Raw genomic sequence first — 24,735 nt, 5'->3', positions numbered from 1 at the left:
AGCTCAAAAGACTAGACTCTTTTCTTTTTGTTTTGGGTGTATTTCACTCAATTTCATTTTTTTTCAGGAACATCTTTCGTTCCTTACATCTAACAATCCAGACGCTAAAAAATATATGGAAAACCAAAACAATCAACAATTAGACGGAGGAACTTATGAAATCATTCAAGGTAGATTGCAAAAACAAAAGCAAGAACTACAAGACAGATTACATAAGCTGAACGATGCTAGAAAACATGTTTTTGGTACTATAGAAACCAAATTAATTGCTAACGACAGAATAAATACCGAAAACAACTGTATTGCCAGAGATATTGTTTCTTTTGGGAATACTTCAATTTTTGGATATAATGTACACTTTGGGTTACGTACAGACATTAAATTATCAGATGTATTTAGTGTTTATGAATTCAAAGAAAATCACTTCCATTTACAAACACTCGATTTAATACATGACGATGTTTTTATAAATGATTTTACTAATCTTTACAAGTACTATCGTAAAACTATATTTTCTAAGTTCGCTATTGTAGGTAATTACCTACATATGGTTTTTCAACTTAGCGAAAACACCAATGACATTAAAACCTTTAAATGGTTAATCAATGATAACTCACTTCAATATGTTGATAACAGAAGTGAGCATGAATATAAATTTCCTACGCAACACGAATTCCAGTGGCAAGAAGTTACTCGAGACATGCATCGTTACGGAGTACACTCTCATATTTCAGTCCTTGATAAAGTTTTTGTTGAAACCATTGGAGGCGATTTAACCATTAAAATTGAAGACAATACAGACGACGGAAAAGGAATCTTATCTGAGCCTGTTGAACATATAGATCAAACTTTAGATGATGGCCAATTTAGATATGGAGATTTAGGTAATTTAACCACTTTAGAAATTAAACCATTTCAGGAAGCTCCCCGTTATTTTGTATATAACCATAAATTACAGGAAGTCCAAAGAATTGACAGTATAAAAGATACGGCTGTTCAACTTCCAGACGGACACGGAATTATTTTTCCAAACGGGTACTATTTACAAACAGGTGAGCATAAAATTTTCGAAAGTGATGTTAAAGAAGTAAAATTTCAGAAGAAAATTAGCTCTCCTAATGGTGAAGATTTCTTGTATGTATTTTACGCTACTATTCGTGGATTGTATATTTTAATGTCGTACAACATTATTGAACAGGAAGTAAAAACGCCTATTATCTGTAACGGATTTACCTTACTTGAAAATGGTGAATTGTGTTATTTCCGAACTGAAAACGAACAAACAAAACATCATGTAGTTCAAATTTGGCAAACTCCTTATTTAAAAGGAAGTTTTATGCCATCTCAACATACAGATAGTTTACTATATAAAATTGGTAATAAAGACATTGTAAAAGCCATGGCCGAATGTCATGAGCTGATTAACCTTTTAAATAAAGAGGATAATTATACTGGTTTATACAATGACATTGCTAAAATATCGAAAGATATAAACGACACCTATTATTGGCTTCCGGAAGAAGAAACGCATCAATTAAACGAACCAATACGTCAAATAAATGAAGCAGCAAATGCTGCTATTGAAGAATTTGAAAAAGTAGTTCAATTAAAAAAACAAGCTGAAAAAGCTACTCAAGAAATCAATAAAAAATCTGATGAGCTTTTTAGTAAAATAAGAAGTACTTCTTTTAAATCTATTGATGATTTTGTTGGATTACTAAGTCAACTTAGAAGTTTACGTGGTGAAGTAATTAGCTTACATGATGTCCGATATATTCAAAAAGAACATTTAGAAGCATTAGAAGAACAAGTTGCAGAGCAAAACAACTTAATTTCGAAACGCTGTGTTCAATTTTTACTAAATGACAAGGCACTAGCTCCTTATCACCAAAGAGTTTCAGAAAAAGAAAAAGCGTTACCTGAAATTAAAAAAGTAGTCGATGCAAAAGCTCTTGAAAAAGAAGTTAATCAAATTACTGCTGATTTAGAAATGTTAATTGATATCGTTTCAAATCTTGAGATCGAAGATACCTCTCAATCGACAAAAATAATTGATAATATTTCGCTCATTTTTGCAACACTAAACCAGTTAAAAGCAGGAATAAAAAACAAAATAAAAAGCCTTGGAAGCTCTGAAGCTAAAGCTGATTTCGTCGCTCAGTTAAAGTTAATTGATCAAAGTATTATCAATTACATTGATATGGCTACAACGCCAGATAAATGTGATGAGTTCTTAACTAAAACGGCGATTCAACTAGAAGAACTAGAAGGTAAATTTGCGGATTTTGAAGAATTCATAGGTCAAATTATTGAAAAACGTGAGGAAATTCACGCTGCTTTTGATGCAAGAAAGAACAACTTAATTGAAAAAAGAAATAAAAAAGCGGTTGCTCTTCAAACTGCATCTGAGAGAATTTTAAAAGGAATTGCAAAAAAAGCCCAGAGTTTCGATTCTGTAGAAGATATCAATGGTTATTTTGCCGCTGATTTAATGATTAACAAAGTAAGAGATATTGTTAATCAATTAAAAGAATTAGATGATGCTGGAAAAGCAGAAGCCATAGAAACTCAATTAAAAGTTGCTAAAGAAGATGCTTTAAGAAAACTAAAAGATAAGCAAGAGTTATATGAAGATGGTGAAAATATCATCAAACTTGGAAAACATAAATTCGGAGTAAACAAACAAGCGCTCGACTTAACAATTGTTTATAAAAACGAAGAGCTCTATTATCATTTAACAGGTACTGATTTTTACGATACTATTGACAATAAAGTCTTGCTACAATCAAAAAAATATTGGAATCAGGAATTAGTTTCAGAAAACACTGATGTATACAGAGCAGCTTATCTTGCTTATAAAATTTTCAAGAGCAAACCAGAAACTGAATTACTAAATAAAACGGTAGAACAACTACTTGAAGTTGTACAAAAAGAAAGTAGTAATTTATACTCTGAAGGATACGTAAAAGGAGTTCATGACGTAGATGCGAGTCAAATTTTACACACGTTAGTACATAAACACCATGAGTTAGGATTACTCACCTTCTCTCCTACTATAAGAGCGTATGCACAGTATTTTTGGAATTCTTTAGAAGAAGAACAACAAACAGTACTTAACTCAAACATAAAAGCTTCTGGAGAAGTACTAAGCGTCTTCCCTAACAGTGAATCGTATTCGTTTATTATAGACAGCTTGAGTGAAACTATCTCCGTTTTTGCAGATAACTCTAAACTCTTTAAAAGTGAATTATCTACTCAAATTGCTTATTATTTATTTGATGAACTGAAAGCAAATAATACATTCCAATTAAGTGCGGATGCCGTTAGTTTGAAAGAAGATTTTATAAAGACCTTAAAAAAACAAGATGCTTATCATAAGTTTAGGAGTGGAATTGATAAAATTGAAAGTTATACCAATAAAATCAATTTAGCTAAACAGTGGGTTTCTTCATTTCTCTCATCTAAAAAGAAAGAAGCTATTGTCTATATTGATGAAATTGTTTGTATATCATTATTTCAAAACGAATCAAAAACTGAAATTAAAGCAGTTCACCCGATAGAAAAAATTGAAAATCTAAAAGGAGACCATAACTCAATTAATGAAGGGATTTATGAGTTTAATTACCATGAATTTATTCAAAAACATGAACATTTCGTTTCTGTAGAAGTACCGAATTACATTCAATATAAAGAAGCGAAACAAGAAGTTACTGAGCAATTAAAAGAAGATTTAAAGCTAGAAGAATTTAAACCTAGAGTGCTGTCTTCTTTTGTTAGAAATAAATTAATTGATCAAGTTTACTTTCCTTTAATCGGAGATAATTTAGCTAAACAACTTGGAACAGTTGGTGACAATAAACGTACCGACAGAATGGGAATGTTGCTATTAATTTCCCCTCCTGGTTACGGTAAAACCACTTTAATGGAATATATATCAAATCGATTAGGTTTGGTGTTCATGAAAATTAATGGTCCTGCCATTGGTCATGACGTAACTTCTGTAGATCCAATGTCTGCTAATAATTCAGCCTCAAGAGAAGAACTAAAAAAGTTGAATTTGGCTTTTGAAATGGGCGACAATGTGATGTTGTATTTAGACGATATACAACACTGTAATCCTGAGTTTTTACAAAAGTTCATTTCATTATCTGATGGAACTCGTAAAGTTGAAGGTGTTTTTAACGGAAAACCTAAAACCTACGACTTACGTGGCAAGAAATTCAGCGTAATCATGGCTGGAAATCCATATACAGAAAGTGGAGATCGTTTCCAAATACCTGATATGTTAGCGAACCGTGCAGATATTTACAATTTAGGAGATATTATTGGAGATACAGCTCATTTATTCAAGTTAAGTTTAATAGAAAACTCGTTAACTTCAAATCCTGTTTTACACCAATTAAGCAGTAAATATTTTGAAGATGTATATTCTTTAATAGATAAAGTTGAGAATAATACTGGTGATGTTGATTTAAAAGGAAATCATACGAAACAAGAAATTCAAGATTACACATCTGTTTTAGAGAAAGTAATTACGGTTCGCGATACAGTTTTAAAAGTAAATCAAGCTTATATTCAATCTGCTGCAATGGAAGATCAATATAGAACTGAACCTTCTTTTAAACTGCAAGGATCGTATCGTGACATGAATAAATTAGTAGCGAAAATTGTTCCTATTATGAACAATGACGAATTACAACGATTGTTATTATCTCATTACGAAAGTGAATCACAAACTTTAACCTCTGCAGCCGAAGGAAACTTATTAAAATACAAAGAACTGATAAATAAACTTTCAGAGGAGGAAAGTGCTCGCTGGAATAGTATTAAAGAAATCTTCTTAAAAAATAATAAACTGAAAGGCTTTGGAGACAAGAATGAAATGGCACAAATATTAAGTCAGATGATGGCTTTCTCTGAAAACTTAGAAGGTATTAAAGAAGCACTACAAAAAGGATTAGAAAAGTAAAATATAATTTCATAAAATAGACAAAAGCAATTGTTATACAATTGCTTTTTTTATACTCTAAAAATTCCTCTTACTCTCCAAAAACAGTAATTACAACTTTTCTATTTCCTCCATAATTTCTGTGCTCACCTAAATAAATTCCTTGCCATGTTCCAAGATTTAACTTTCCATTTGTAATAGGAATTGACACTTGACAACCCAGCATCGAAGATTTAATATGTGCTGGCATATCATCTGAACCTTCATAGTCGTGCTTATAATAGGGCATATTCTCAGGAATCATTTTATTAATGTGTGTTTCAAAATCCATACGCACAGTTGGATCCGCATTTTCATTGATAGTTAAACTTGCTGAAGTATGTTTAATAAAAGCTTGAAACTGTCCAATTGAAATATTTTCTAGTTCGGGAATTGCATCCTCTAAAAGATGCGTAATTAAATGATATCCTCTTTTAAACTGAGGTAAATTAATTTCTTTCTGGTAAAATTTCATTTTATAAAAATAAAAAACCAGTCATACAATCGTATAACTGGTTTGAATATATTCAACTTAAAAAAAGTATTATTTTACTTCTTCAAAATCTACATCTTCTACATTATCACCGCTATCAGCAGTTTCTGCATTCCCTTCTGGCTGTGCTCCTGTAGCTCCACCTGCTTGTTGTTGTGCCGCATACATTTCTTCTGAAGCTGCTTTCCAAGCTTCGTTGATTTTCTCCATTGCAGCATCAATTGAAGCTAAATCTTTACTCTCATGAGCTTTCTTTAATTCTTCTAAAGCATTTTCAATCGGAGCTTTCTTATCAGCTGATAATTTATCTCCAAATTCTTTTAACTGCTTTTCTGTTTGGAAAATCATTGAATCAGCACCGTTGATTTTTTCAGCAGTTTCTTTAGCTTTTGCATCTGCGTCTGCATTTGCTTCGGCATCAGCTTTCATTCTTTGGATTTCCTCATCCGTTAATCCAGAAGAAGCTTCAATACGAATATTTTGCTCTTTATTAGTTCCTTTATCTTTTGCTGAAACGTTAATAATTCCGTTTGCATCAATATTGAAAGTAACTTCAATTTGAGGAACTCCTCTTGGTGCTGGTGGAATATCAGTTAATTGAAAACGTCCAATAGTTTTATTATCAGCAGCCATTGCTCTTTCTCCCTGTAATACGTGAATATCAACAGCAGGTTGGTTATCAGCAGCCGTAGAGAAAACTTGTGATTTTTGAGTAGGAATTGTTGTATTTGCTTCAATTAACTTTGTAAATACATTACCCATAGTTTCGATACCTAATGATAATGGAGTTACATCTAAAAGAAGTACATCTTTAACATCTCCAGTTAACACCCCTCCTTGAATAGCTGCTCCTAAAGACACCACCTCATCTGGGTTTACTCCTTTACTTGGTGCTTTTCCAAAGAACTTTTCAACCGCTTCTTGAATTGCAGGAATACGTGTAGAACCTCCAACTAAAATTACCTCATCAATATCAGAAGTAGATAAGTCAGCATTTTTTAAAGCAGTTCTACAAGGCTCAATTGTTCTTTTTACTAAATCATCAATTAACTGCTCAAATTTAGCTCTAGTTAGCGTTCTTACTAAGTGTTTTGGACCAGAAGCTGTAGCTGTAATATAAGGTAAGTTAATCTCAGTTGATGTAGTACTTGATAACTCAATCTTAGCTTTCTCTGAAGCTTCTTTTAAACGCTGTAATGCCATTGGATCTTTGCGTAAATCCATATTCTCCTCAGCATTAAACTCATTTGCTAACCAATTAATGATTTTTTCATCTACATCATCACCTCCTAAGTGTGTATCACCATCTGTAGCTAATACTTCAAATACACCGTCACCTAATTCTAAGATAGAAACGTCGTGTGTACCTCCACCAAAGTCAAATACTACAATTTTCTTATCAGAATCCGCTTTATCTAATCCGTAAGCTAAAGCAGCAGCAGTTGGTTCGTTGATAATACGACGAACTTTTAAACCTGCAATTTCACCAGCTTCTTTAGTTGCCTGACGTTGTGCATCATTAAAATATGCTGGCACAGTAATAACAGCTTCAGAAACATCTTGTCCTAAATAATCTTCAGCTGTTTTTTTCATTTTTTGTAACACCATTGCAGAAATTTCCTGCGGTGTATATAAACGATCATCAATCTTCACACGAGGAGTATCGTTGTCTCCTTTTACAACATCATAAGGTACTCTATCCGCTTCTTTTTGAGACTCAGAATATTTATTCCCCATAAAACGTTTAATTGAATAAACTGTTTTTGTAGGGTTAGTTACCGCCTGACGTTTTGCAGGATCACCAACTTTTCTTTCTCCTCCTTCTACAAAAGCAACTACAGAAGGTGTAGTTCTTTTTCCTTCAGAATTAGGAATTACTACTGGCTCGTTTCCTTCCATTACAGAAACACAAGAGTTGGTAGTACCTAAATCTATTCCTATAATTTTACTCATAACTTTATTATCGATTTTATTTTTATTCAAAATTTTACGATTAGAAAATGTCAAAGGTCATGCCAACGCTTTTTTTAATTTGTTTTGACAGCTTTTGATTGTTTTTTATGACAGGGTGACAGTTTACCTTGAAGAAATATGAAAAAATTAAGCAAAAGTGCTTTTATAAAGATTGTAAACTGCGATAATGTTCTTGTAAGTGTTCTTGAGAATAATTCTCTTTATTTTTTTTTCATCAAAAAAAGCTGCTTCAGTAATACCTTCTTCCAAAAGAGGTTGTAAAGTAGCATCAACATCTGTTCTCATCAGATACCAATACGTTTTTTTTAATCTATCTTTTCCTCTTGATGGATACAAATGATAAGTATTAGTTAAAAATTTTTCAATAACAATATTTTGTATACCTACTTCCTCTTTAACTTCTCTAATAGCAGTTTTTTCAATCTCCTCATTCTTTTCTGCTCTACCTTTGGGTAAATCCCACTTATTCGCTCTGTAGATAAATAGAATTTCTTTATTAGGATTAATTACTAATCCCCCACCCGCTTCTCTAAGTCTGTAGTCCACACAGAATTTTTTCCAAACTTTATCCAAATTTGGAGTAAATAAATAAGTGCCATTAGACTTACCTGTTTTTACCTCTTTAATAACATCTTCTAAAATGATATCTTTGTAATTCATTACAGAAAAATCATCATTTTTTATTGATGAAGATGTAAATATAATAGGTCTATCATTCACAAAAACTTTATACATTTGCGCTATGATTTTAAACAAAGATACTGCAAAAAAAACTGCCGAACTTTTATTACAAGTGAAAGCTATAAAATTAAGTCCTAATGAACCATTTACATGGGCATCTGGATGGAAATCACCAATTTATTGTGATAATAGGGTAACACTATCATATCCTCCTGTTCGAAATTTCTTGAAAGAGAAGATAGCGAAATTAGTAGAGGAAAAATATGGTAAGCCAGATGTTATTGCTGGTGTAGCAACCGGGGCGATTGCTATTGGTGTTTTAGTAGCACAAGAATTAGGTGTTCCTTTTGTTTATGTTAGACCAGAACCTAAAAAACATGGTAGAAAAAATCAAATTGAAGGATTTTTAGAAAGTGGTCAAAATGTAGTAGTTGTTGAAGATTTAATAAGCACAGGAAAAAGCAGTTTAAATGCTATTAAAGCTTTAAAAGAAGCTAATGCTACTGTTAAAGGTATGGTTGCAATTTTTTCTTATGGTTTTTCAATTGCATCTGAAGCTTTTAAAGATTTTAATTTAGATTTTACGACTCTTAGTAATTACGAAGAGTTATTAGAACAAGCTTTAGATAGTAATTATATAAATGAAAAAGAATTAATTACACTTGAGAGTTGGAGGTTAAACCCAAGTGAATGGAATCAATAAATTAAAATACACAAAACAAACTTAACAAATGAATATCGAAGGAAATAGTATCACTGTAAATAAATCACAAGAGGATTTATACAATTTTCTTATACAACTGGAAAACTTCAAACAATTAATGCCAGAGAATACTGAAAAATTTGAAGTTGATGGAGATTCTTTTATTTTCGGTTTGAAAGGAATGCCTGAAATCAGATTGGTTATGAAAGAAAAAACCGAATACTCAAATGTTACTTTAGGTGCAGCAAGCAGCAAATTACCTTTTACATTAGCAGCAGATATTAACTCTATCTCTGAAAATCAAAGTAATGTGCAATTAAAATTTGAAAGTAGTTTTAATCCTATGATGGCAATGATGGTGAAAAAACCATTAACTAACTTCATAAATACATTAACAGAAAATCTTGAGAAATTATAAATTAAGCAAATGAAACCTCTTTAAGAGCAAATTCTTTTACGGTTTCATCACTTAATTCTATTTGGAGTTTACCATTTGAAGTGTTTACTCCTATTATTTTACCCATAAACAAAACATCTTCAGTAGTTCTAAACATACTTGGGATGTTTTTTTTGTGCAAAACATTCAAATACAACTCTTCTAACAAATCGTAATCTTCATTTTTCAGTAAATTGATGTAGTATTCTAATTTCTCTATAAATTTATTTAATAACACTTTTAAGTTAAACTCTTTAGCTAAAATCATTTTTAAAGAAGCTGCATCTGGTAAATAATCGGGGAAACTGTCTTGATTAACATTTAAGCCAATTCCTATAATAGAAGCACTAATCATTCTTCCTTTTAAAATATTTTCGATTAAAACGCCACATACTTTCTTCTTTTCTGACAGAATGTCGTTTGGCCATTTGACTGACAATCTAGGAACATTCAAACTATTCAACATATCAAACATAGCTACAGCCACTCCAAAATTAAGATACGTTTGCTTCTGTATATCAAAGTTGTCAAAACTAACAAACACACTAAACATGAGGTTTTTATGAGATTCAGACAACCATACAGTATTCATTTGTCCTCTACCAGAGCTTTGTTCATCCGTAACTACAACTGTAAAGTCTTCTAGTTTAGTAGTAACTGACAGATCTTTTAAAAATGAATTTGTAGAAGCAGTGGCATTGAGTTTGATTATTCGCATATAGATTTATTATAGTAACTCGTATTAATAATACACAAATTACTCGCAAAAAAATAATAACTTTGCTAAAACTAAAAAATTTTAATGACAAAAAAACACGCAAGTACAGACGAATTAATCGCGACGATTATTAAAGGTATAGATGATGTTAAAGGGGAAAATATTCAACTTTTAGACTTGAGGGAAATTGAGAACACCGTATGTGATTATTTTGTAATTTGCACAGGAAATTCAAACACACAAGTTAACGCTATATCAGGTTCGGTTCATAAAGTAGTTAGTAAAGAACTAAAAGACAAACCTTTTAATGTTGAAGGACAAGGAAACTCTGAATGGGTTTTAATGGATTACGTGAATGTTGTTGTTCATATTTTTCAAAAACATGTTCGAGATTATTACGACATTGAAAGTCTTTGGGGTGATGCTAAAATTACAGAAATAAGTCCGGCGTAACCCTAAATAATCCTTAAAATCTCCAAATTTTTATGAGTGAAAAGAAAAAAAACAATCCGAAGTTTACACTAAATTCATACTGGATATATATACCTATAATATTATTTTTTATTGCTTTACAGTTATTTAGCTCTGCTAATATGAACTCAAAAAAGCTTACTAGTAATGAATTTACTGAAATACTAAAAAATAATGATGTAGAGAAAATCACAATTATTACTAATAAATCTTTTGCTAAAATATTTATTAAAAGTGATTTAATCGATACAAACGAAAAGTATAAAAAAGCTAAAGAATCTTTGTATTATCGCAAAGGCCAGCCGCTTTATGAATATGAATTTGGTAAGTTAGAAAGTTTTGAAAGTGAACTTAACAAACTAAAAGAAAGTAACAATTTAACCTTTGACAAAGGGTACGATCAAGAAACAAGTATCTTAGATACCATCTTTAGTGCTTTACCTTTTATACTACTTATTGCCATTTGGTTATTCTTCATGAGAAGAATGTCTGGAGCTGGTGGAGGATCTGGTGGTAGTGGCCAAATTTTTAATATTGGTAAATCACGTGCAAAATTATTTGATGAAAATACAAAAGTAAAAACAACATTTAAAAATGTTGCAGGACTTGAAGGTGCTAAAGAAGAAGTACAAGAAATTGTTGACTTCCTTAAAAACCCAGAAAAGTATACTAAATTAGGCGGAAAAATTCCTAAAGGAGCTTTATTAGTAGGACCTCCAGGCACGGGTAAAACATTATTAGCTAAAGCTGTTGCAGGTGAAGCAGGTGTTCCTTTCTTCTCTTTATCGGGTTCTGATTTTGTTGAGATGTTTGTAGGTGTTGGTGCATCTCGTGTAAGAGATTTATTCAAACAAGCAGCACAAAAATCACCTTCAATAATTTTTATTGATGAAATTGATGCTATTGGGCGTGCAAGAGGAAAAAATAGTATGACGGGCGGTAATGATGAACGAGAAAATACATTAAACCAATTATTAACCGAAATGGATGGTTTCGGAACTGAGTCTAATGTAATTGTTTTAGCAGCTACAAACCGTGCAGAAATTTTAGACAAAGCCTTAATGCGTGCTGGAAGATTTGACCGTCAAATTTATGTTGATTTACCAGATTTAAATGAACGAAGAGAAATATTTGAAGTTCATATCAAGCCTTTGAAATTAGCTGATGATGTAAAACTAGAGTTTTTAGCACAACAAACTCCAGGTTTTTCTGGAGCAGATATTGCCAACCTTTGTAATGAAGCTGCTCTTATTGCTGCTAGAAATAATAAATCAGCTATTCATCATCAAGATTTTCTTGATGCAGTCGATAGAATAGTTGGTGGTTTAGAAAAGAAAAATAAAGTAATTACACCAAAAGAAAAGAAAGTAATTGCGTATCATGAAGCAGGACACGCCACTGTTAGCTGGATGTTAAAGTATGCTGCGCCTTTAGTTAAAGTTACTATTGTACCTAGAGGGCAATCTTTGGGTGCTGCATGGTATTTACCAGAGGAAAGAAAAATTGTTCAAACAGAACAAATGTTAGATGAAATGTGTGCTACTATGGGTGGTAGAGCTGCTGAAAAATTAATTTTTAATAAAATTTCAACTGGAGCATTAAGCGATTTAGAAAAAGTAACTAAACAAGCTCGCGCTATGGTTACTGTATATGGTTTAAACGAAGAAGTTGGAAATGTAACTTATTATGACTCTTCTGGTAATGATTCTTTTGTAAAACCATACAGTGATGACACTGCTAAGGTAATTGATAAAGAAATTTCAAAAATTATTGAGGGACAATATGCTAGAGCTATCCAGATTTTAGATGAAAATAGAGATAAACTGGATGTTTTAGCTCAAAAGCTTCTTGAAAAAGAAGTTATATTCAAAGATGATTTAATTGAAATTTTCGGGATGAGACCTTTTGAGGTTAAAAAGGAAGCTCCTGATACTGAAAAAAATATAGATACAAACTAGATCAAGAATAGTAACTTTTTAATGAATATTATAAGAAAGTTATTTGGTGCACATAAAGAATCAGTCAAGGATAATTTTATAAAAAAACAACCTGTAAAATTATCACTTGATGATTCTTTTGTACATCATTTTATTAATGAAGGAGGAAAGTTTTTATACTGCACTAAAATTGATGAAGTAACCGACAATCTTCAAAACATAGTTAGCGAAAACAAATGGGATACTATTTCTTGTAATGATTTAGACCTCTTGAAACTATCAAAAAAAATTGATGGAATAACTATTAATCAAAACATCAAGAGCAATAATCCTATTTTTATAAATTGTGAGCATTTAATTGCAAATTCAGGTGAAATTTTGTTCTCCTCAAATCAATTAGGAAGTCATAAATTAGCTTCTTTATCTGACAATTTTATCGTTTATGCTACTACAAGTCAGCTTGTTAAAAATATTAGTGAAGGTTTAACGGGTATAAAAACAAATTTCAGAGGTAATATTCCTACAAATATTAGTTCCATTAAACATTACACATTAAAAAATAAGGTAGGAGATGATTTTTTAAGTTATGGCAACATCAATGCTAAAAACTTGTACCTCTTATTATTTGAAGACTTATAAACATGAACAATTTTTCTACTAGAGTTTTATCAGCAATTGTTTATGCCGCTATCTTTATTTTTGCAATTGTTTATTCACCAAATACCTATATTGGTTTAATTACTTTTTTCGGCAGTGTATGCTTATGGGAGTTTTCTAAGATTATTAAACTTAATAATGTTTTATTGTCGATTATTTCATTGGTGGCTTTAATATCTCTCAATTATTTGAATATTTTAGATATTAATAAAATTATTTACCTCCTTATATTCTGTTTACTTCATTCAGTTTATCTTATAATAGATTTGTATCGAAAGAATTTTAACAAACAGACTTATATCTTAAAAGCATTTACCACTGTAAGTTATCTGGTACTTCCTTTTTTCTTTCTTGCTTTTTTACCATTTTTAAACAACCAATATGAACCGCAGCTTATAATTTATATCATTATTATCATTTGGACTAATGATAGCTTTGCATACCTTGTTGGAAAAAATTTTGGAAAAACTAAATTATTTGAAAGAATTTCTCCTAAAAAAACAATTGAAGGTTTTATTGGTGGTTTTTTATTTGCTGTTTTTGCGGGGTTTTTAATTGGTAGGTATTCAGAAATACTGACTACTGTTTCTTGGCTTATAATAGCGGTTTTAACATCTGTACTAGGAACTTTTGGTGATTTAGTAGAAAGTAAATTTAAACGTCAGGCAAATATTAAAGATAGTGGAACTATTATGCCTGGTCATGGTGGATTATTAGATCGATTAGATAGCTTGTTTTTCCTTGCACCCTTTGTATATTTGTACATACATTATTTGATGTAGGCATGATTTCTAATTTGGACGAACTATTTAATGAAGCATTTCGAAAAGCATCTACTACAAAACAACAACTTGCACCAGATGTTTTATTGCGATTGTATGCCTATTATAAACAAGCTACAAGAGGTGACAACTTTTCGTTTAATGCGAATGAAGATGATTTAAAAAACGCCTTCAAATTTAATGCCTGGGCTCAATTAAAAGGAATGAATGAAGAAGAGGCAAAAAGAAGCTATATTGAATTAGTTAACTCAATTTTAAAATAAGATTAAACAATTAAAAATGTATTTATCTTATTATAAATAATAGTAAATTTCTTATCAATCTTAAAAATCAATAATTACGATGAACAAATTTTCAACAATTTTATTTGCTTTGATATTTAGTAGCTTACTTACTTCTTGCAAGTCAGAAGCAAAAAAAGAAACATCTAAGGAAGAAACTGAAACAACTTCTACAGAAAAAGCTGCTCCTTATTCATTAAAAAACGCAGAAACAACAATTGGTTTTACAGCATATAAAACTACAGATAAAGTGCCTGTAAATGGTACTTTTGAAAAAATAGAAATTACGAATGGCGGAGACGGAAATTCTGTAAAAGAAGCGATTAATGGAGTCGAATTTAACATTCCAATTAGCGGGTTAGAAACTAAAGATAATGGTAGAAACCTTAAAATTAGAAAGTTTTTCTTTGGAGTTATGGAAAACACAGTTTCATTAACAGGTAAACTTAGTATTGATTCTGATAGTACAGGAGTTGCTGACTTTACAATGAACAATATGACTCAAAAACTACCATTCAAATATTCAATTGAAGGGAAAACATTTAATATGAATACAACTATGGATATTGCTAAATGGAATGCTCAAAGTGCCATAGATTCTTTAAATATAGTTTGTAAAGATTTACACCAAGGTGAGGACGGAGTTTCTAAAACATGGAGCGAAGTTGCTATTAACGCTAGTTCTACTTTTAAATAAGAACTCTATAACTAAATCACTCTGTACTGAAAGTACAGAGGTTTTATTATACTGGGGACTAAAAGTCCCCTTTTTCATTCTAATATAAAATTAGAATTATCCGAGTTCGGTTTCCTATGATGTTCTAAATACTCATTAACCATTTCATCTGTGATATTACCTGTACTCCAAACACCATAGCCAACTCCCCAAAAATGTTTCCCCCAGTAAAGATCACTTAATTTTCTAAATTCTTGTTGAAGTTTACGAGAACTTCTTCCCTTAAGTTGCTTTACTAAATAGCTTACACTTTGTTTAGGGGCATATTCTATATGCATATGGATATGATCTGAACTAACTACTCCTTTTAAAATCGATACGTTCTCTGCATCGCAAATTTGCATCAGAAGTTCTCGACAACGAACCTGAATATCTCCTTTCAATATCTGATAACGATATTTTGTAACCCAAACTATATGACAGGTTAACCTACTTACCGTATGAGAGCCTTTACGTAGTGATCTTTCCATATCTGAAAGGTATTAATTTTTCATATAACTGAAAGTGCTGCAATAAAATTGCAGGGTTTTGAACCCTAAATTGAGACCAATAATTAAAAAGCCTCAGAGAATTTCTGAGGCTTTTTTATGCAATTAACTTAAAATCTTATTTACTAAATTTTTCTTTTTTTCTTCATCATCTCCAAACAACCATCTCAATACATTATCTTCCCACATTTCATTTCTTTGTTCTTCAGTTATAATATTTCTGGTAATGGCTAAATCTAAAATTTTCCCAGGATAAGAAGACTGTTTGTCACTTTCCATTTCTCCTAAAGGATAAGGGTCGTCTAAACCTATTAAAATTTGATTGGTTCCTTGGTTTTTTATCAGTAATTCTAAAGAGCCAGTATCATGTACCAATGTGTCAAAAAAGATATTCTTATTACCTACTGCTTTCCTTGGATGAATTTTACCTTCAAATAAATCTGGCCTCCCATCAAATCCTTGAATTCTTCTACCTAAATTCATTTGAGCTAATTGTCCTCCATGCGCAAAACATACACGCATATTTGGATATTTATCATAGTAACCATTTAGTGTTAAAAAATGGTAGGCATCTGCACACTGTGCTAGCATCCAAATTAAATGAAATCGCCAACTTGTGTTTTCTAGTTTAATAAACTTTTCTCCATCATAAGGATGAACCTCAACTGCTAAATTATATTTATTAGCCAACTCAAAAATTGGCTCATTTTCTTCATCAAAAATACAACGCCAAGTACCGATAGTATCCATATAGTGTGTTGGTAAGCATAACAAATTCATTCCTAATTGCTCCACACAACGTTCAATTTCCCAACAAGCTCCTCTAACAAAACCTGGATGTACTACAAAACCACACGTAAATTTATTAGGATGATCTTGTTGTACCCGAGCATTAAAATCGTTTTGAAAACGCAAAGCTTGTTTCATTTCCTCCAAACGAAGACCGTTACCATACAACTGTGATAAATTAAGTACTACAGCATGATCAATATTGAAATGATCCATCCATTCCAACTTTTCATTCAGAAAAAAACTGGAATCAGTAACGGGTCTACTCCAATTTTTTTGGAGCATAAACTTTTTATCTTTATCAACCCAAAAAATCCCTTTGTCTTTCATAAACTGTGGGATTTGCTCAGGATAAGGAAGTAAATGAGAATGACCGTTAATTCTAAGTTTTCTTTTCGTCAAAGTTTGATATGTTTTTAAAGTTTATAGTTTTTCAAAGTATTGCTTACTTAATTTTATTCGGCGGTTGCATTACAGTACCACAATTCATACAAGTACACTTATCTTTATCTGAATAGTACTTATCAAAAATTTTCGGCATATCAGTTTCAATATTATCTAATGCAAACTCTTCTCTATATAATGGAGTTCCACAATTTTCGCAATACCACTCTAAAGCATCTAACATTCCTTCTGAACGAGGATATTCGATAACTAAACCAACTGTATTTTCTTTTCGTTGAGGAGAATGAGGTACTTTGGCTGGTAATAAATAAATATCACCTTCATTAATTTCAACATCAATCATCTCTCCCTTATCATCAATAATTTTAAGCACCATATCTCCTTCTAACTGATAGAAAAATTCTGGTGTTTCATTATAATGATAATCTTTTCTATTATTTGGGCCTCCAACAACCATAACTATATATTCTCCATTGTCCCAAACTTGTTTATTTCCTACTGGTGGTTTTAAAAGATGACGGTGTTCATCTATCCACTTTTTAAAATTAAGAGGCTGTACTAAATTCATATGCTAGTTTTAATGCGTTATAAATTTAAGTAAAAGTGTAAAGATACATATCAAATCAAGCTTAATTTAATTTGAAAAAATTACCCTTTAATGATTAAATTACAACCCGAACTCTTTATGAATTTACAAAAACCAATGAATTACACTATTAAAAAAGGAAGAAACAGTTCTACAATTCTTTTTATATCAACCGGTATATTCTTAGTGATTTCTTTTAGCTATCAATTATTAAATTATTTAAAAACTAATGATTTTATAACTAGTTTCCCTGGAGATTGGGACAAACCTTTAGGGATTTTAGTTGGTATTTTCTTACTAATTCGTTCCCAGAGATTTAAAAACCAAAGAAAAGGGCTTTTTATCAAGCTCAATAAAAATGAGTTAACATTTAGAACAAAAGAATCTGAAACTACTCAAAAAATCAATACTAACGAAATTGATAAAGCGTACGCATCAGAAGATAACGTAATTCTTAAAACCAATAGTCATAAAAAAATTACAATAGACCTTAGCTCAATTAAATCAGAAAAAGAAATGAAAGCAATCAGAAAAATGATTATAGTGTCAATAAACAACCAATAAAACTATAACTATAAAGATTTAGTTCTACCCCCATCAACAGGAACATTAATTCCATTGATAAAACTTGCTCTTTCACTAGCTAAAAACACAACTGCATTTGCCACCTCTTTAGGCTGAGCAAAACGTTTGGCTGGTGCTGCATTTTTAATTGTTTCTGTAACATCTTCAACCGATTTCCCTGTTTTAGCTGCTTTATTGTTTATAATTTCATTTAATCTTTCGGTAGCAGTAGCACCTGGTAATACATTATTAACTGTAATTCCAAATTGACCTAATTCATTTGCCATGGTTTTTGACCAATTCGCAACAGCACCTCTAATTGTATTAGAAACACCTAATCCGTCTAAAGGTTGTTTTACAGAAGTGGAAATCACATTAATAATTCTACCATAACCAACTTCTTTCATAAAAGGAACTACTGACTGAACCAATATATGATTACACTTTAAGTGCATGGTAAAAGCCTTCTCAAACTCACTTAATTGAGCGTTAAAAACTGGTCCACCAGCTGGTCCGCCAGTATTATTTATAAGAATATGAAAATTATTAGCTGAAGCTTTAATTTTTTGTTGCAACTCTTCTGGGTTGGAAAAATCAGCAACAATATAAGAATGCTTTTGATTGCTGTTTGGAAGCTCTTTTAAAACTGACTTCAATTTTTCTTCATTACGAGCAACCAAAGTTACATTGACACCTTCTTCTGCTAATCCAATAGCGGCTGCTTTACCAATTCCTTGTGTACTTCCGCAAACTAGTGCATTTTTATTAAATAAGTATAAATCCATTACTTAGTAGGTATAAATTTAAAACTATTTAAAACTCCATCAGCTATCTTTTTGTAATCGTCATATGATTTTTGCAGCGCAGTGAAAGTTAACGTATACATTTTATTTCCTCTCTTATAAAAGTGTTGCTTCACCTTTAAATATGAAGCTGAAATATTTACTATATAAACTAAAGTATGCCTCTGATTTATTTTATCGTATACATTCTCTTGAACTGAAGTTCCTTTCATCATATTCCTTAACTGAGATTCAGTAACTTCAATATAAGATTCTAAAGTCATATCTTTCTCTAAATCTTGAATAACTAGACTTATATTTTCTCTAAATGGATCTACTTTTTGTTTGCTAGAAAATAAAATAAACTCAACACCTTTCTGCTCTGATTTTTTTAGTTCCCAACTCTTAGGAAACTCAATAAAATACTCACTAGTTTTATATACATCTATATTATTCTTTTGTCCGAAACTTACAATAGAAATAATCGACAACACCAAAAACAACTTAAACTTCATGGTAAACTTTAATAAAATTAATATTTGATACATATATTTTTGGGTTCGGTAAAGAATCTTAACGCTTCAAATCCTCCTTCTCTACCAACTCCACTATTTTTAACACCTCCGAATGGAGTTCTTAAATCACGCATTAACCAAGTATTTATCCATACAATACCTGCTTGTAGCTGTTGACTCACCTTCATTGTTCTTTTAAGATTATTAGTCCAAACTGTAGCTGATAATCCATATGAAACATCATTCGCCAAAGTTAATGCTTCCTCTTCAGTTTTAAAAGGCATAATTGTTACTATCGGACCAAATATTTCTTCCTGATTTAATCTACATTGATTATCCTCCACTTCAATAATTGTTGGCTGTAAATAATACCCATTTTCTGCGTTATCGACTTTAACTTCTTTTCCTCCAAATAGAATTTTTCCTTTTTCTTCTTCAGCTATAGCTATATAAGACTTTACTTTTTCTAAATGAGGTTTAGATACTAATGCTCCAATATTTGTCTCTGAATCAAAAGGAATGCCAACTTTTAATTGGCTTACTTTTTTTATAAAATCTTGTTTGAATTTTTCATAAATAGTTTCTTCTATGAAAATCCTACTTCCACATAAACAAATTTGTCCTTGATTTGCAAAAGATGACTTCACAGTAGTTTCCAACATATTATTGTAATCACAATCTGCAAAGATTATATTAGGGTTTTTCCCTCCTAGTTCTAACGACAACTTTTTAAACATTGGAGCTGCAGTTCTAGCAATATGAGCGCCTGTGGAAGTTCCTCCAGTAAATGAAATTGCCTTAATTTTTGGATGAGCAACAATAGCTTGTCCAGCTGAATTTCCTAAACCATGCACAATATTTAGGACTCCTTTTGGTAAACCCGCTTCATTACAAATTTCTCCAAGTAAGTATGAAGTCATTGGTGTAATTTCACTAGGTTTTGCAACTACACAATTTCCAGCAGCTATGGCTGGTGCAATTTTCCATGTAAAAAGATATAGTGGTAAATTCCAAGGTGAAATACAACCTACAACACCGATTGGTTGACGTAAGGTTAAGTTTACTGCATCTAAGCCCACACTTTCATGAGCTTCTGATGCAAATTGAGTAATAGCATTAGCAAAAAACTGAAAATTAGATGAAGCTCTTGGTATATCAACTGCTTTTGCTAAACTTAGTGGTTTTCCATTGTCTTTTGACTCAGCTTCAGCTAAGAAATCTAATTTATCTTTAATGAGTTGTGCTATTTTTGATAAAATTGAACTTCTTTCATCTAAAGTTGTTTTAGACCAAGAGGAGAAAGCTTTATTTGCTGCTTCATAAGCCAGTTCAATATCTTCCTCAGTTGAATTTGGTATTTGTCCGTAAACTTCTCCAATAGATGGGTTATAATTATCAATCCATTGATTTTTAACTGGATTTACAAATTCGCCGTTTATGTAGTTTTTAATGTTCATTTCATTATAGATGTGAGAATGATGAAAAAAGAATCGAGACATTATTATCTTTTATCTTAAATCTTATTTCTCGATTCTTGTTTCTTATAAGCCGTAACCTTAATCTCTACAACTAAATCGGGATGTGGTAATTGATGAACTGCAACAGTTGTTCTTGTCGGTCCAGTTTCTTTATCAAAAAATTCACCGTAAGCTTTGTTGTATCCAGCAAAATCATTCATGTTTACTAGAAAGGTAGTGACATCTACTACATCTTTTAAACTAGCACCTACAGTTTGTAAATTACGGTCGATATTTTTAAGCACCTCTCTTGTTTGTACTTCGATATCTAATTTTTTTGTATTCATTTCATCAATTAACTCCACTCCAGCAATTGTATTATCTGGTTTTCTTGAACTTGTACCTGAAACAAAAATAAAATCACCTACAACTTTTACATGAGGATAGGCACCTCTTGGTGTAACTTTTTTTTCCATTTTAGTTAATTTCTTTTGAAAGCTCCCACAACTTTAAAGTAGTTTTTAAATTACGTGTAGTTGCAGCAACATTTAATTTCTTCTCTATACTATTGTTTGTTAGTTTCGTTCTTCCGAAACCTGAAGGACAAAACAAATACACAACATCATCATTTATCTTATATTGATCTTCATTAATCCCTTTTATTTCAATTTCAGTTATGGAAACAGCCGTGTCTAAAAAGCAAAAAGCTACTATTTTTTCATTTTCTATTGAAAACGGATAGTTATCAATAGCTCTTTTCCATTCTTGAGGGGTACGAATTATAACAGGCACCTCATAACCAAATTTCAACTTTATCGCATTACGAATTGCATCTACTATTGTTTCTTTTGTTGCTTCTGATTGTAAAATGATATTTCCACTTTGAATATAGGTTGATACATTCGAAAAATTTAATTCATTTAACAAGTTCCTCAACTCTTCCATTGGTAATTTATTCTTACCAGAAACATTAACACCTCTTAATAATACGATATATGTTTTCATTATTTGTCAGATCGAGCGCAGTCGAGATCCATATTTAAATACTCTCCCTCCACTTCACTAAAGTTACATCTACTTATTATGGTTTATATTTATAGTGTGTTGCATTTCTGCATTCAGATAAAACTTTTATTAAATCAAAATCGCCCTCTATTAAAGCTCTTTTTTTCTTTGAACTCCATTTTTTAACCTTCTTCTCAAAAAGAATAGCTTGAATCACATCATCGAATTCTTGATTAAAGACTAAGTTCAAAGGCCTTCTTTTGTAAGTGAAACACCTCTTATTTAACCCCTCTACATGCTCTTCAAATCTTCTTGATATATTATTTGTAATTCCAACATAGAACAAGTTATCAAAGCATTCAATTATATAAACATAATACTTTTTCATAAAATCTCTCGACTACGCTCGAGATGACATTCTCTTAATTATTTTAAACCTGCTACTCTGTCTTCTTCTAAAATATCATCTGTTTCTTCTTGAACTTTGCCAAGAACTATTTTTAATTCATCAATAGACATATCTTCTGAGGTAGAAACAGCTTCATCAGCTATAAGATTTAACAATGCTTTATCTTGTGCTCTTCCTCTTTTTAAAGCTTCATTATAACCAATTTCTTCATTGAAAGTAACTAATGAATACTTAGAAAAATAATCTTTTGGAAAGTGTTTTTCTAAATCCATCTCTATTTTTCTTTTCTGTTTAAAAAGCGGATTCGCTACATGATCTCTCATTTCATAATAGTTGTCAATAGCTAAATCAGCAATGGCATCAGTATCTTTCTTTCTTCTTTCTTGATAAGCTTTAAACACAGCATCCCAATCTCCTCCAACTTCATTTAAAATTGAATCAAAAACATCCACATCTTCAAAAGAAGCATTCATTCCTTGTCCATAAAAAGGAACGATTGCATGTGCTGCATCTCCAATTAATAATGTTTTATTTTGGTACATCCAAGGTGAACACTTTACAGTTCCTAAAGCTCCTGTTGGATTATTAAAAAATTCATCTTTTATACTTGGAATTAACGCTAATGCATCTGGAAATTGACTTTCAAAAAACTCAGTTACTTTTTCTTCTGTAGTTAAATTATTAAAGTTGTATTCGCCTTCTTCATAACTTAAAAATAGTGTAACTGTAAAACTTCCATCTAAATTTGGCAAGGCAATTAGCATATACTTTCCTCTTGGCCATATATGTAAATGGTCTTTACTAATTTGATGCTTTCCATTCTTATCCGCAGGAATTTCTAATTCTTTATAACCATGAGTCAAATAATCCTGACTATAACTAAACAGAAATTTACGTTCTAAATAATAACTTTTACGTAGTACAGAACCTGCACCATCAGCTCCAAAAATCACATCTGCATCAACAGAAAATTTTTCTCCTGTATCGTAACTTTTAAAATGAGCGATTGTGCTTTCAATATCTATAGAAAGACATTTACTATTAAAATGAATGTTTACATTTTCATGCTTTTCGGCTTCATCTAATAATAATGAATTTAAGTCTTGACGAGAAATTGAATTGATGTACTCTCCTTCTCTACCCGAATAATTTGAATTAAACGTATTCCCTTCAATATCATGAATCAATCTTCCATACATCGGAATACAAATTTCACGAGCTTTTTCCTCAACGCCAGCTAAGCGTAACGCTTTAAATCCACGATCAGATAATGCTAAATTAATTGAACGACCAGCTGAAATATCAACCTTTCTTAAATCAGGTCTACTTTCATATAATTCTACTCTAAAACCATGTTGAGCCAACCGCAATGCTAGTAAACTACCACATAATCCCGCACCAATAATTAGTATTTTATCTTGTTTGTTCATTTTACAACAATGTTTTTAAAATTGCCACCATTTGAAATACATCTTCAAAAGTATTGTACATAGGAACTGGAGCACAACGAATAACATCTGGCTCTCTCCAGTCTGTTATGATATTATTTTTAGTAAGTTTTTTATGTAAATTTTTATCTGCATTTTTCACCTGAATGGATAATTGACATCCTCGTTCTTTTGGGTTTGAAGGTGTAATTACCTTAATTCTATCGGTATCAATTTCATTGATTAAATATTCGAAATACCCCGTTAGTTTTTCAGATTTTTCTCGTAAAGCGTCCATACCTACTTTATCAAATAAATCTAATGAAGAACGAATTGCAGCCATTGACAAAATTGGTGGATTTGATAATTGCCATCCTTCTGCACCTGGCATTACATCAAAAGGTTGTCGCATGTTAAACCTTGTTTCTTTATTATGATTCCACCATCCTGCAAAACGAGGCAATTCTTTATTGTGTGCATGCTTCTCATGAACAAATAATCCTGACAAACTTCCTGGCCCAGAATTTAAATATTTGTACGTACACCAAGCTGCAAAATCTACACCACTTTCGTGTAAATTAGGTTGAATATTTCCTGCTCCGTGCGCTAAATCAATTCCGACAATACAACTCTTTGCATGACCTAGTTCAGCTATTTTTTTTAGATCTAAATACTGACCTGTATAGTAATTAACACCACCTATTAGTAATAGAGCTATTTCATCTCCTTGTTCTAGAAGGATTTGTTCTAAATCTTCAATGTTTAATATTTCCTCTCCTTTTCTAGGTTTCCATTCAATTAGACCTTCTTCGACATCGAAACCATGAAAATTTAATTGAGATTGAACAGCATATCTATCCGATGGAAAAGCATCACTTTCGATAACAATTTTATACTTCTCTTTTGTTGGTTGATAAAACGAAACCATTAACAGATGTAGGTTTGTAGTCAACGTATTCATCACCACTACTTCTAATGGTTTTGCCCCAACAATTTTTGCCATTTTATCTGTAAGGTACTCATGATATGGCATCCAAGGATTTTTTGCTTCAAAATGACCTTCTACACCAAATTTTGCCCAATCATCTAACTCTTGTTGAATATATTGTTGTGTTTGTTTAGGTTGAAGTCCTAGTGAATTTCCTGTAAAATACAACCAGTCTTTACCATTTTTGTCTTTTGGAATATGAAATTCATCACGTACATAAGCTAATGAATCTTCTCTATCAAGTTGTTTCGCGTAGTCTAACGAGTTTTCGTAGTTCATCAAAGATTGATTTTGACTCAAATATATAAAAAATAGCTTCCTTCTTATTTGTTATTAAGGAGTAAATTATGAGCACTCATTACCAAAATCTGTACACTAATACTTTTTATAAATACACTTAGGCTATTTTAGTTAAAAAATGTTAAATTTAGAACTAATTTTAACCTACCAATTAAAAACTAACT

Annotated in this window: 25 protein-coding genes; 10 read left to right on the top strand and 15 right to left on the bottom strand. The window is 31.3% G+C overall.

The window, feature by feature from the left end; genetic code table 11:
* Positions 1 to 115 precede the first annotated feature (115 nt).
* A complete protein-coding gene (locus EV195_RS05830; RefSeq protein ID WP_132793882.1) occupies positions 116 to 4,969 on the top strand; it encodes a DNA repair ATPase in 4,854 nt (1,617 codons plus the stop codon).
* 70 nt (positions 4,970 to 5,039) lie between these two features.
* Here the strand turns inward: EV195_RS05830 and EV195_RS05825 are convergent, their stop codons facing one another.
* The 3 genes from EV195_RS05825 to EV195_RS05815 all read right to left on the bottom strand — a co-directional run bounded on the left by EV195_RS05825 (position 5,040) and on the right by EV195_RS05815 (position 8,189).
* A complete protein-coding gene (locus EV195_RS05825) occupies positions 5,040 to 5,462 on the bottom strand; it encodes a secondary thiamine-phosphate synthase enzyme YjbQ (RefSeq protein ID WP_132793880.1) in 423 nt (140 codons plus the stop codon).
* Positions 5,463 to 5,531: 69 nt separating this feature from the next.
* The gene (dnaK, locus tag EV195_RS05820) at positions 5,532 to 7,433 is read right to left on the bottom strand and encodes a molecular chaperone DnaK (protein ID WP_132793879.1); all 1,902 of its coding nucleotides are present in this window, start codon (positions 7,431 to 7,433) and stop codon (positions 5,532 to 5,534) included.
* Positions 7,434 to 7,580: 147 nt separating this feature from the next.
* The gene (locus tag EV195_RS05815; protein WP_132793877.1) at positions 7,581 to 8,189 is read right to left on the bottom strand and encodes an NUDIX hydrolase; all 609 of its coding nucleotides are present in this window, start codon (positions 8,187 to 8,189) and stop codon (positions 7,581 to 7,583) included.
* A gap of 7 nt (positions 8,190 to 8,196) precedes the next feature.
* On the opposite strand from EV195_RS05815, the gene pyrE reads away from it, so the two are divergent.
* Positions 8,197 to 8,838: an orotate phosphoribosyltransferase gene (gene pyrE, locus EV195_RS05810; protein WP_132793875.1), complete on the top strand. Its 642-nt coding sequence runs from the start codon at positions 8,197 to 8,199 to the stop codon at positions 8,836 to 8,838.
* Positions 8,839 to 8,866: 28 nt separating this feature from the next.
* Positions 8,867 to 9,256: an SRPBCC family protein gene (locus EV195_RS05805; protein WP_132793874.1), complete on the top strand. Its 390-nt coding sequence runs from the start codon at positions 8,867 to 8,869 to the stop codon at positions 9,254 to 9,256.
* Position 9,257: 1 nt separating this feature from the next.
* Here the strand turns inward: EV195_RS05805 and EV195_RS05800 are convergent, their stop codons facing one another.
* Positions 9,258 to 9,992, bottom strand: coding sequence for a biotin--[acetyl-CoA-carboxylase] ligase (locus tag EV195_RS05800; RefSeq protein WP_132793872.1), 735 nt, complete (start codon positions 9,990 to 9,992; stop codon positions 9,258 to 9,260).
* 84 nt (positions 9,993 to 10,076) lie between these two features.
* Between EV195_RS05800 and rsfS the strand changes: the two genes are divergently transcribed.
* The 6 genes from rsfS to EV195_RS05770 all read left to right on the top strand — a co-directional run bounded on the left by rsfS (position 10,077) and on the right by EV195_RS05770 (position 14,817).
* A complete protein-coding gene (gene rsfS, locus EV195_RS05795) occupies positions 10,077 to 10,445 on the top strand; it encodes a ribosome silencing factor (RefSeq protein ID WP_132793870.1) in 369 nt (122 codons plus the stop codon).
* A gap of 32 nt (positions 10,446 to 10,477) precedes the next feature.
* Positions 10,478 to 12,421 (top strand): ATP-dependent zinc metalloprotease FtsH, encoded by a 1,944-nt coding sequence (gene ftsH, locus EV195_RS05790; protein ID WP_132793869.1) that lies wholly within the window; start codon positions 10,478 to 10,480, stop codon positions 12,419 to 12,421.
* 21 nt (positions 12,422 to 12,442) lie between these two features.
* Positions 12,443 to 13,039 (top strand): hypothetical protein, encoded by a 597-nt coding sequence (locus EV195_RS05785; RefSeq protein WP_132793867.1) that lies wholly within the window; start codon positions 12,443 to 12,445, stop codon positions 13,037 to 13,039.
* Positions 13,040 to 13,041: 2 nt separating this feature from the next.
* Positions 13,042 to 13,839, top strand: a complete 798-nt coding sequence (locus EV195_RS05780; RefSeq protein WP_132793865.1) for a phosphatidate cytidylyltransferase — start codon at positions 13,042 to 13,044, stop codon at positions 13,837 to 13,839.
* Between the two features lie 2 nt (positions 13,840 to 13,841).
* Positions 13,842 to 14,102, top strand: coding sequence for an acyl-CoA-binding protein (locus EV195_RS05775; protein WP_132793864.1), 261 nt, complete (start codon positions 13,842 to 13,844; stop codon positions 14,100 to 14,102).
* 79 nt (positions 14,103 to 14,181) lie between these two features.
* Complete coding sequence (locus EV195_RS05770; RefSeq protein ID WP_132793862.1) at positions 14,182 to 14,817, top strand: YceI family protein; 636 nt, start codon at positions 14,182 to 14,184, stop codon at positions 14,815 to 14,817.
* 74 nt (positions 14,818 to 14,891) lie between these two features.
* Here EV195_RS05770 and tnpA read toward each other — a convergent pair whose 3' ends face one another.
* The 3 genes from tnpA to EV195_RS05755 all read right to left on the bottom strand — a co-directional run bounded on the left by tnpA (position 14,892) and on the right by EV195_RS05755 (position 17,106).
* Positions 14,892 to 15,326: an IS200/IS605 family transposase gene (tnpA, locus tag EV195_RS05765; protein ID WP_132793861.1), complete on the bottom strand. Its 435-nt coding sequence runs from the start codon at positions 15,324 to 15,326 to the stop codon at positions 14,892 to 14,894.
* A gap of 123 nt (positions 15,327 to 15,449) precedes the next feature.
* The gene (locus EV195_RS05760) at positions 15,450 to 16,535 is read right to left on the bottom strand and encodes an amidohydrolase family protein (protein WP_132793859.1); all 1,086 of its coding nucleotides are present in this window, start codon (positions 16,533 to 16,535) and stop codon (positions 15,450 to 15,452) included.
* Positions 16,536 to 16,578: 43 nt separating this feature from the next.
* Positions 16,579 to 17,106 (bottom strand): 3-hydroxyanthranilate 3,4-dioxygenase, encoded by a 528-nt coding sequence (locus EV195_RS05755; protein WP_132793858.1) that lies wholly within the window; start codon positions 17,104 to 17,106, stop codon positions 16,579 to 16,581.
* A 117-nt stretch (positions 17,107 to 17,223) separates the two neighbouring features.
* Here EV195_RS05755 and EV195_RS05750 point away from each other — a divergent pair, with 117 nt between their 5' ends.
* A complete protein-coding gene (locus EV195_RS05750) occupies positions 17,224 to 17,688 on the top strand; it encodes a hypothetical protein (RefSeq protein WP_132793856.1) in 465 nt (154 codons plus the stop codon).
* 8 nt (positions 17,689 to 17,696) lie between these two features.
* Here the strand turns inward: EV195_RS05750 and EV195_RS05745 are convergent, their stop codons facing one another.
* From EV195_RS05745 to kynU, 8 genes are all read right to left on the bottom strand, one after another.
* Complete coding sequence (locus EV195_RS05745) at positions 17,697 to 18,473, bottom strand: SDR family oxidoreductase (protein WP_132793854.1); 777 nt, start codon at positions 18,471 to 18,473, stop codon at positions 17,697 to 17,699.
* Complete coding sequence (locus tag EV195_RS05740) at positions 18,473 to 19,018, bottom strand: PsbP-related protein (protein WP_132793853.1); 546 nt, start codon at positions 19,016 to 19,018, stop codon at positions 18,473 to 18,475. The genes EV195_RS05745 and EV195_RS05740 overlap by 1 nt, the downstream gene beginning before the upstream one ends.
* Positions 19,003 to 20,442, bottom strand: coding sequence for an aldehyde dehydrogenase (locus EV195_RS05735; protein WP_132793852.1), 1,440 nt, complete (start codon positions 20,440 to 20,442; stop codon positions 19,003 to 19,005). The genes EV195_RS05740 and EV195_RS05735 overlap by 16 nt, the downstream gene beginning before the upstream one ends.
* A 56-nt stretch (positions 20,443 to 20,498) precedes the next feature.
* Positions 20,499 to 20,918, bottom strand: a complete 420-nt coding sequence (locus EV195_RS05730) for a RidA family protein (RefSeq protein WP_132793850.1) — start codon at positions 20,916 to 20,918, stop codon at positions 20,499 to 20,501.
* Position 20,919: 1 nt separating this feature from the next.
* Positions 20,920 to 21,447: a DUF1697 domain-containing protein gene (locus EV195_RS05725; RefSeq protein WP_132793849.1), complete on the bottom strand. Its 528-nt coding sequence runs from the start codon at positions 21,445 to 21,447 to the stop codon at positions 20,920 to 20,922.
* Between the two features lie 76 nt (positions 21,448 to 21,523).
* Positions 21,524 to 21,835: a GIY-YIG nuclease family protein gene (locus EV195_RS05720; RefSeq protein ID WP_132793847.1), complete on the bottom strand. Its 312-nt coding sequence runs from the start codon at positions 21,833 to 21,835 to the stop codon at positions 21,524 to 21,526.
* A 38-nt stretch (positions 21,836 to 21,873) separates the two neighbouring features.
* Complete coding sequence (locus tag EV195_RS05715) at positions 21,874 to 23,286, bottom strand: FAD-dependent oxidoreductase (RefSeq protein WP_132793846.1); 1,413 nt, start codon at positions 23,284 to 23,286, stop codon at positions 21,874 to 21,876.
* Between the two features lies 1 nt (position 23,287).
* Entirely contained in the window at positions 23,288 to 24,550 is a 1,263-nt protein-coding gene (gene kynU / locus EV195_RS05710; protein ID WP_132793844.1) for a kynureninase, read from the bottom strand.
* Between the last annotated feature and the right edge of the window lie 185 nt (positions 24,551 to 24,735).

It is taken from the genome of Tenacibaculum skagerrakense (assembly GCF_004345825.1).
Lineage (GTDB): Bacteria > Bacteroidota > Bacteroidia > Flavobacteriales > Flavobacteriaceae > Polaribacter > Polaribacter skagerrakensis.
The sequence above is the reverse complement of the archived record's forward strand: the minus strand, read 5'-3'. Positions and strand labels throughout refer to the sequence as shown.

Excerpts from the sequence above, each read along its gene's own strand:
- EV195_RS05830 (WP_132793882.1), top strand. The coding sequence starts at position 116 with ATGGAAAACCAAAACAATCAACAATTAGACGGAGGAACTTATGAAATC.
- EV195_RS05825 (WP_132793880.1), bottom strand. The coding sequence starts at position 5,462 with ATGAAATTTTACCAGAAAGAAATTAATTTACCTCAGTTTAAAAGAGGA.
- dnaK (WP_132793879.1), bottom strand. The coding sequence starts at position 7,433 with ATGAGTAAAATTATAGGAATAGATTTAGGTACTACCAACTCTTGTGTT.
- EV195_RS05815 (WP_132793877.1), bottom strand. The coding sequence starts at position 8,189 with ATGTATAAAGTTTTTGTGAATGATAGACCTATTATATTTACATCTTCA.
- pyrE (WP_132793875.1), top strand. The coding sequence starts at position 8,197 with ATGATTTTAAACAAAGATACTGCAAAAAAAACTGCCGAACTTTTATTA.
- EV195_RS05805 (WP_132793874.1), top strand. The coding sequence starts at position 8,867 with ATGAATATCGAAGGAAATAGTATCACTGTAAATAAATCACAAGAGGAT.
- EV195_RS05800 (WP_132793872.1), bottom strand. The coding sequence starts at position 9,992 with ATGCGAATAATCAAACTCAATGCCACTGCTTCTACAAATTCATTTTTA.
- rsfS (WP_132793870.1), top strand. The coding sequence starts at position 10,077 with ATGACAAAAAAACACGCAAGTACAGACGAATTAATCGCGACGATTATT.
- ftsH (WP_132793869.1), top strand. The coding sequence starts at position 10,478 with ATGAGTGAAAAGAAAAAAAACAATCCGAAGTTTACACTAAATTCATAC.
- EV195_RS05785 (WP_132793867.1), top strand. The coding sequence starts at position 12,443 with ATGAATATTATAAGAAAGTTATTTGGTGCACATAAAGAATCAGTCAAG.
- EV195_RS05780 (WP_132793865.1), top strand. The coding sequence starts at position 13,042 with ATGAACAATTTTTCTACTAGAGTTTTATCAGCAATTGTTTATGCCGCT.
- EV195_RS05775 (WP_132793864.1), top strand. The coding sequence starts at position 13,842 with ATGATTTCTAATTTGGACGAACTATTTAATGAAGCATTTCGAAAAGCA.
- EV195_RS05770 (WP_132793862.1), top strand. The coding sequence starts at position 14,182 with ATGAACAAATTTTCAACAATTTTATTTGCTTTGATATTTAGTAGCTTA.
- tnpA (WP_132793861.1), bottom strand. The coding sequence starts at position 15,326 with ATGGAAAGATCACTACGTAAAGGCTCTCATACGGTAAGTAGGTTAACC.
- EV195_RS05755 (WP_132793858.1), bottom strand. The coding sequence starts at position 17,106 with ATGAATTTAGTACAGCCTCTTAATTTTAAAAAGTGGATAGATGAACAC.
- EV195_RS05750 (WP_132793856.1), top strand. The coding sequence starts at position 17,224 with ATGAATTTACAAAAACCAATGAATTACACTATTAAAAAAGGAAGAAAC.
- EV195_RS05745 (WP_132793854.1), bottom strand. The coding sequence starts at position 18,473 with ATGGATTTATACTTATTTAATAAAAATGCACTAGTTTGCGGAAGTACA.
- EV195_RS05740 (WP_132793853.1), bottom strand. The coding sequence starts at position 19,018 with ATGTATCAAATATTAATTTTATTAAAGTTTACCATGAAGTTTAAGTTG.
- EV195_RS05735 (WP_132793852.1), bottom strand. The coding sequence starts at position 20,442 with ATGAACATTAAAAACTACATAAACGGCGAATTTGTAAATCCAGTTAAA.
- EV195_RS05730 (WP_132793850.1), bottom strand. The coding sequence starts at position 20,918 with ATGGAAAAAAAAGTTACACCAAGAGGTGCCTATCCTCATGTAAAAGTT.
- EV195_RS05725 (WP_132793849.1), bottom strand. The coding sequence starts at position 21,447 with ATGAAAACATATATCGTATTATTAAGAGGTGTTAATGTTTCTGGTAAG.
- EV195_RS05720 (WP_132793847.1), bottom strand. The coding sequence starts at position 21,835 with ATGAAAAAGTATTATGTTTATATAATTGAATGCTTTGATAACTTGTTC.
- EV195_RS05715 (WP_132793846.1), bottom strand. The coding sequence starts at position 23,286 with ATGAACAAACAAGATAAAATACTAATTATTGGTGCGGGATTATGTGGT.
- kynU (WP_132793844.1), bottom strand. The coding sequence starts at position 24,550 with ATGAACTACGAAAACTCGTTAGACTACGCGAAACAACTTGATAGAGAA.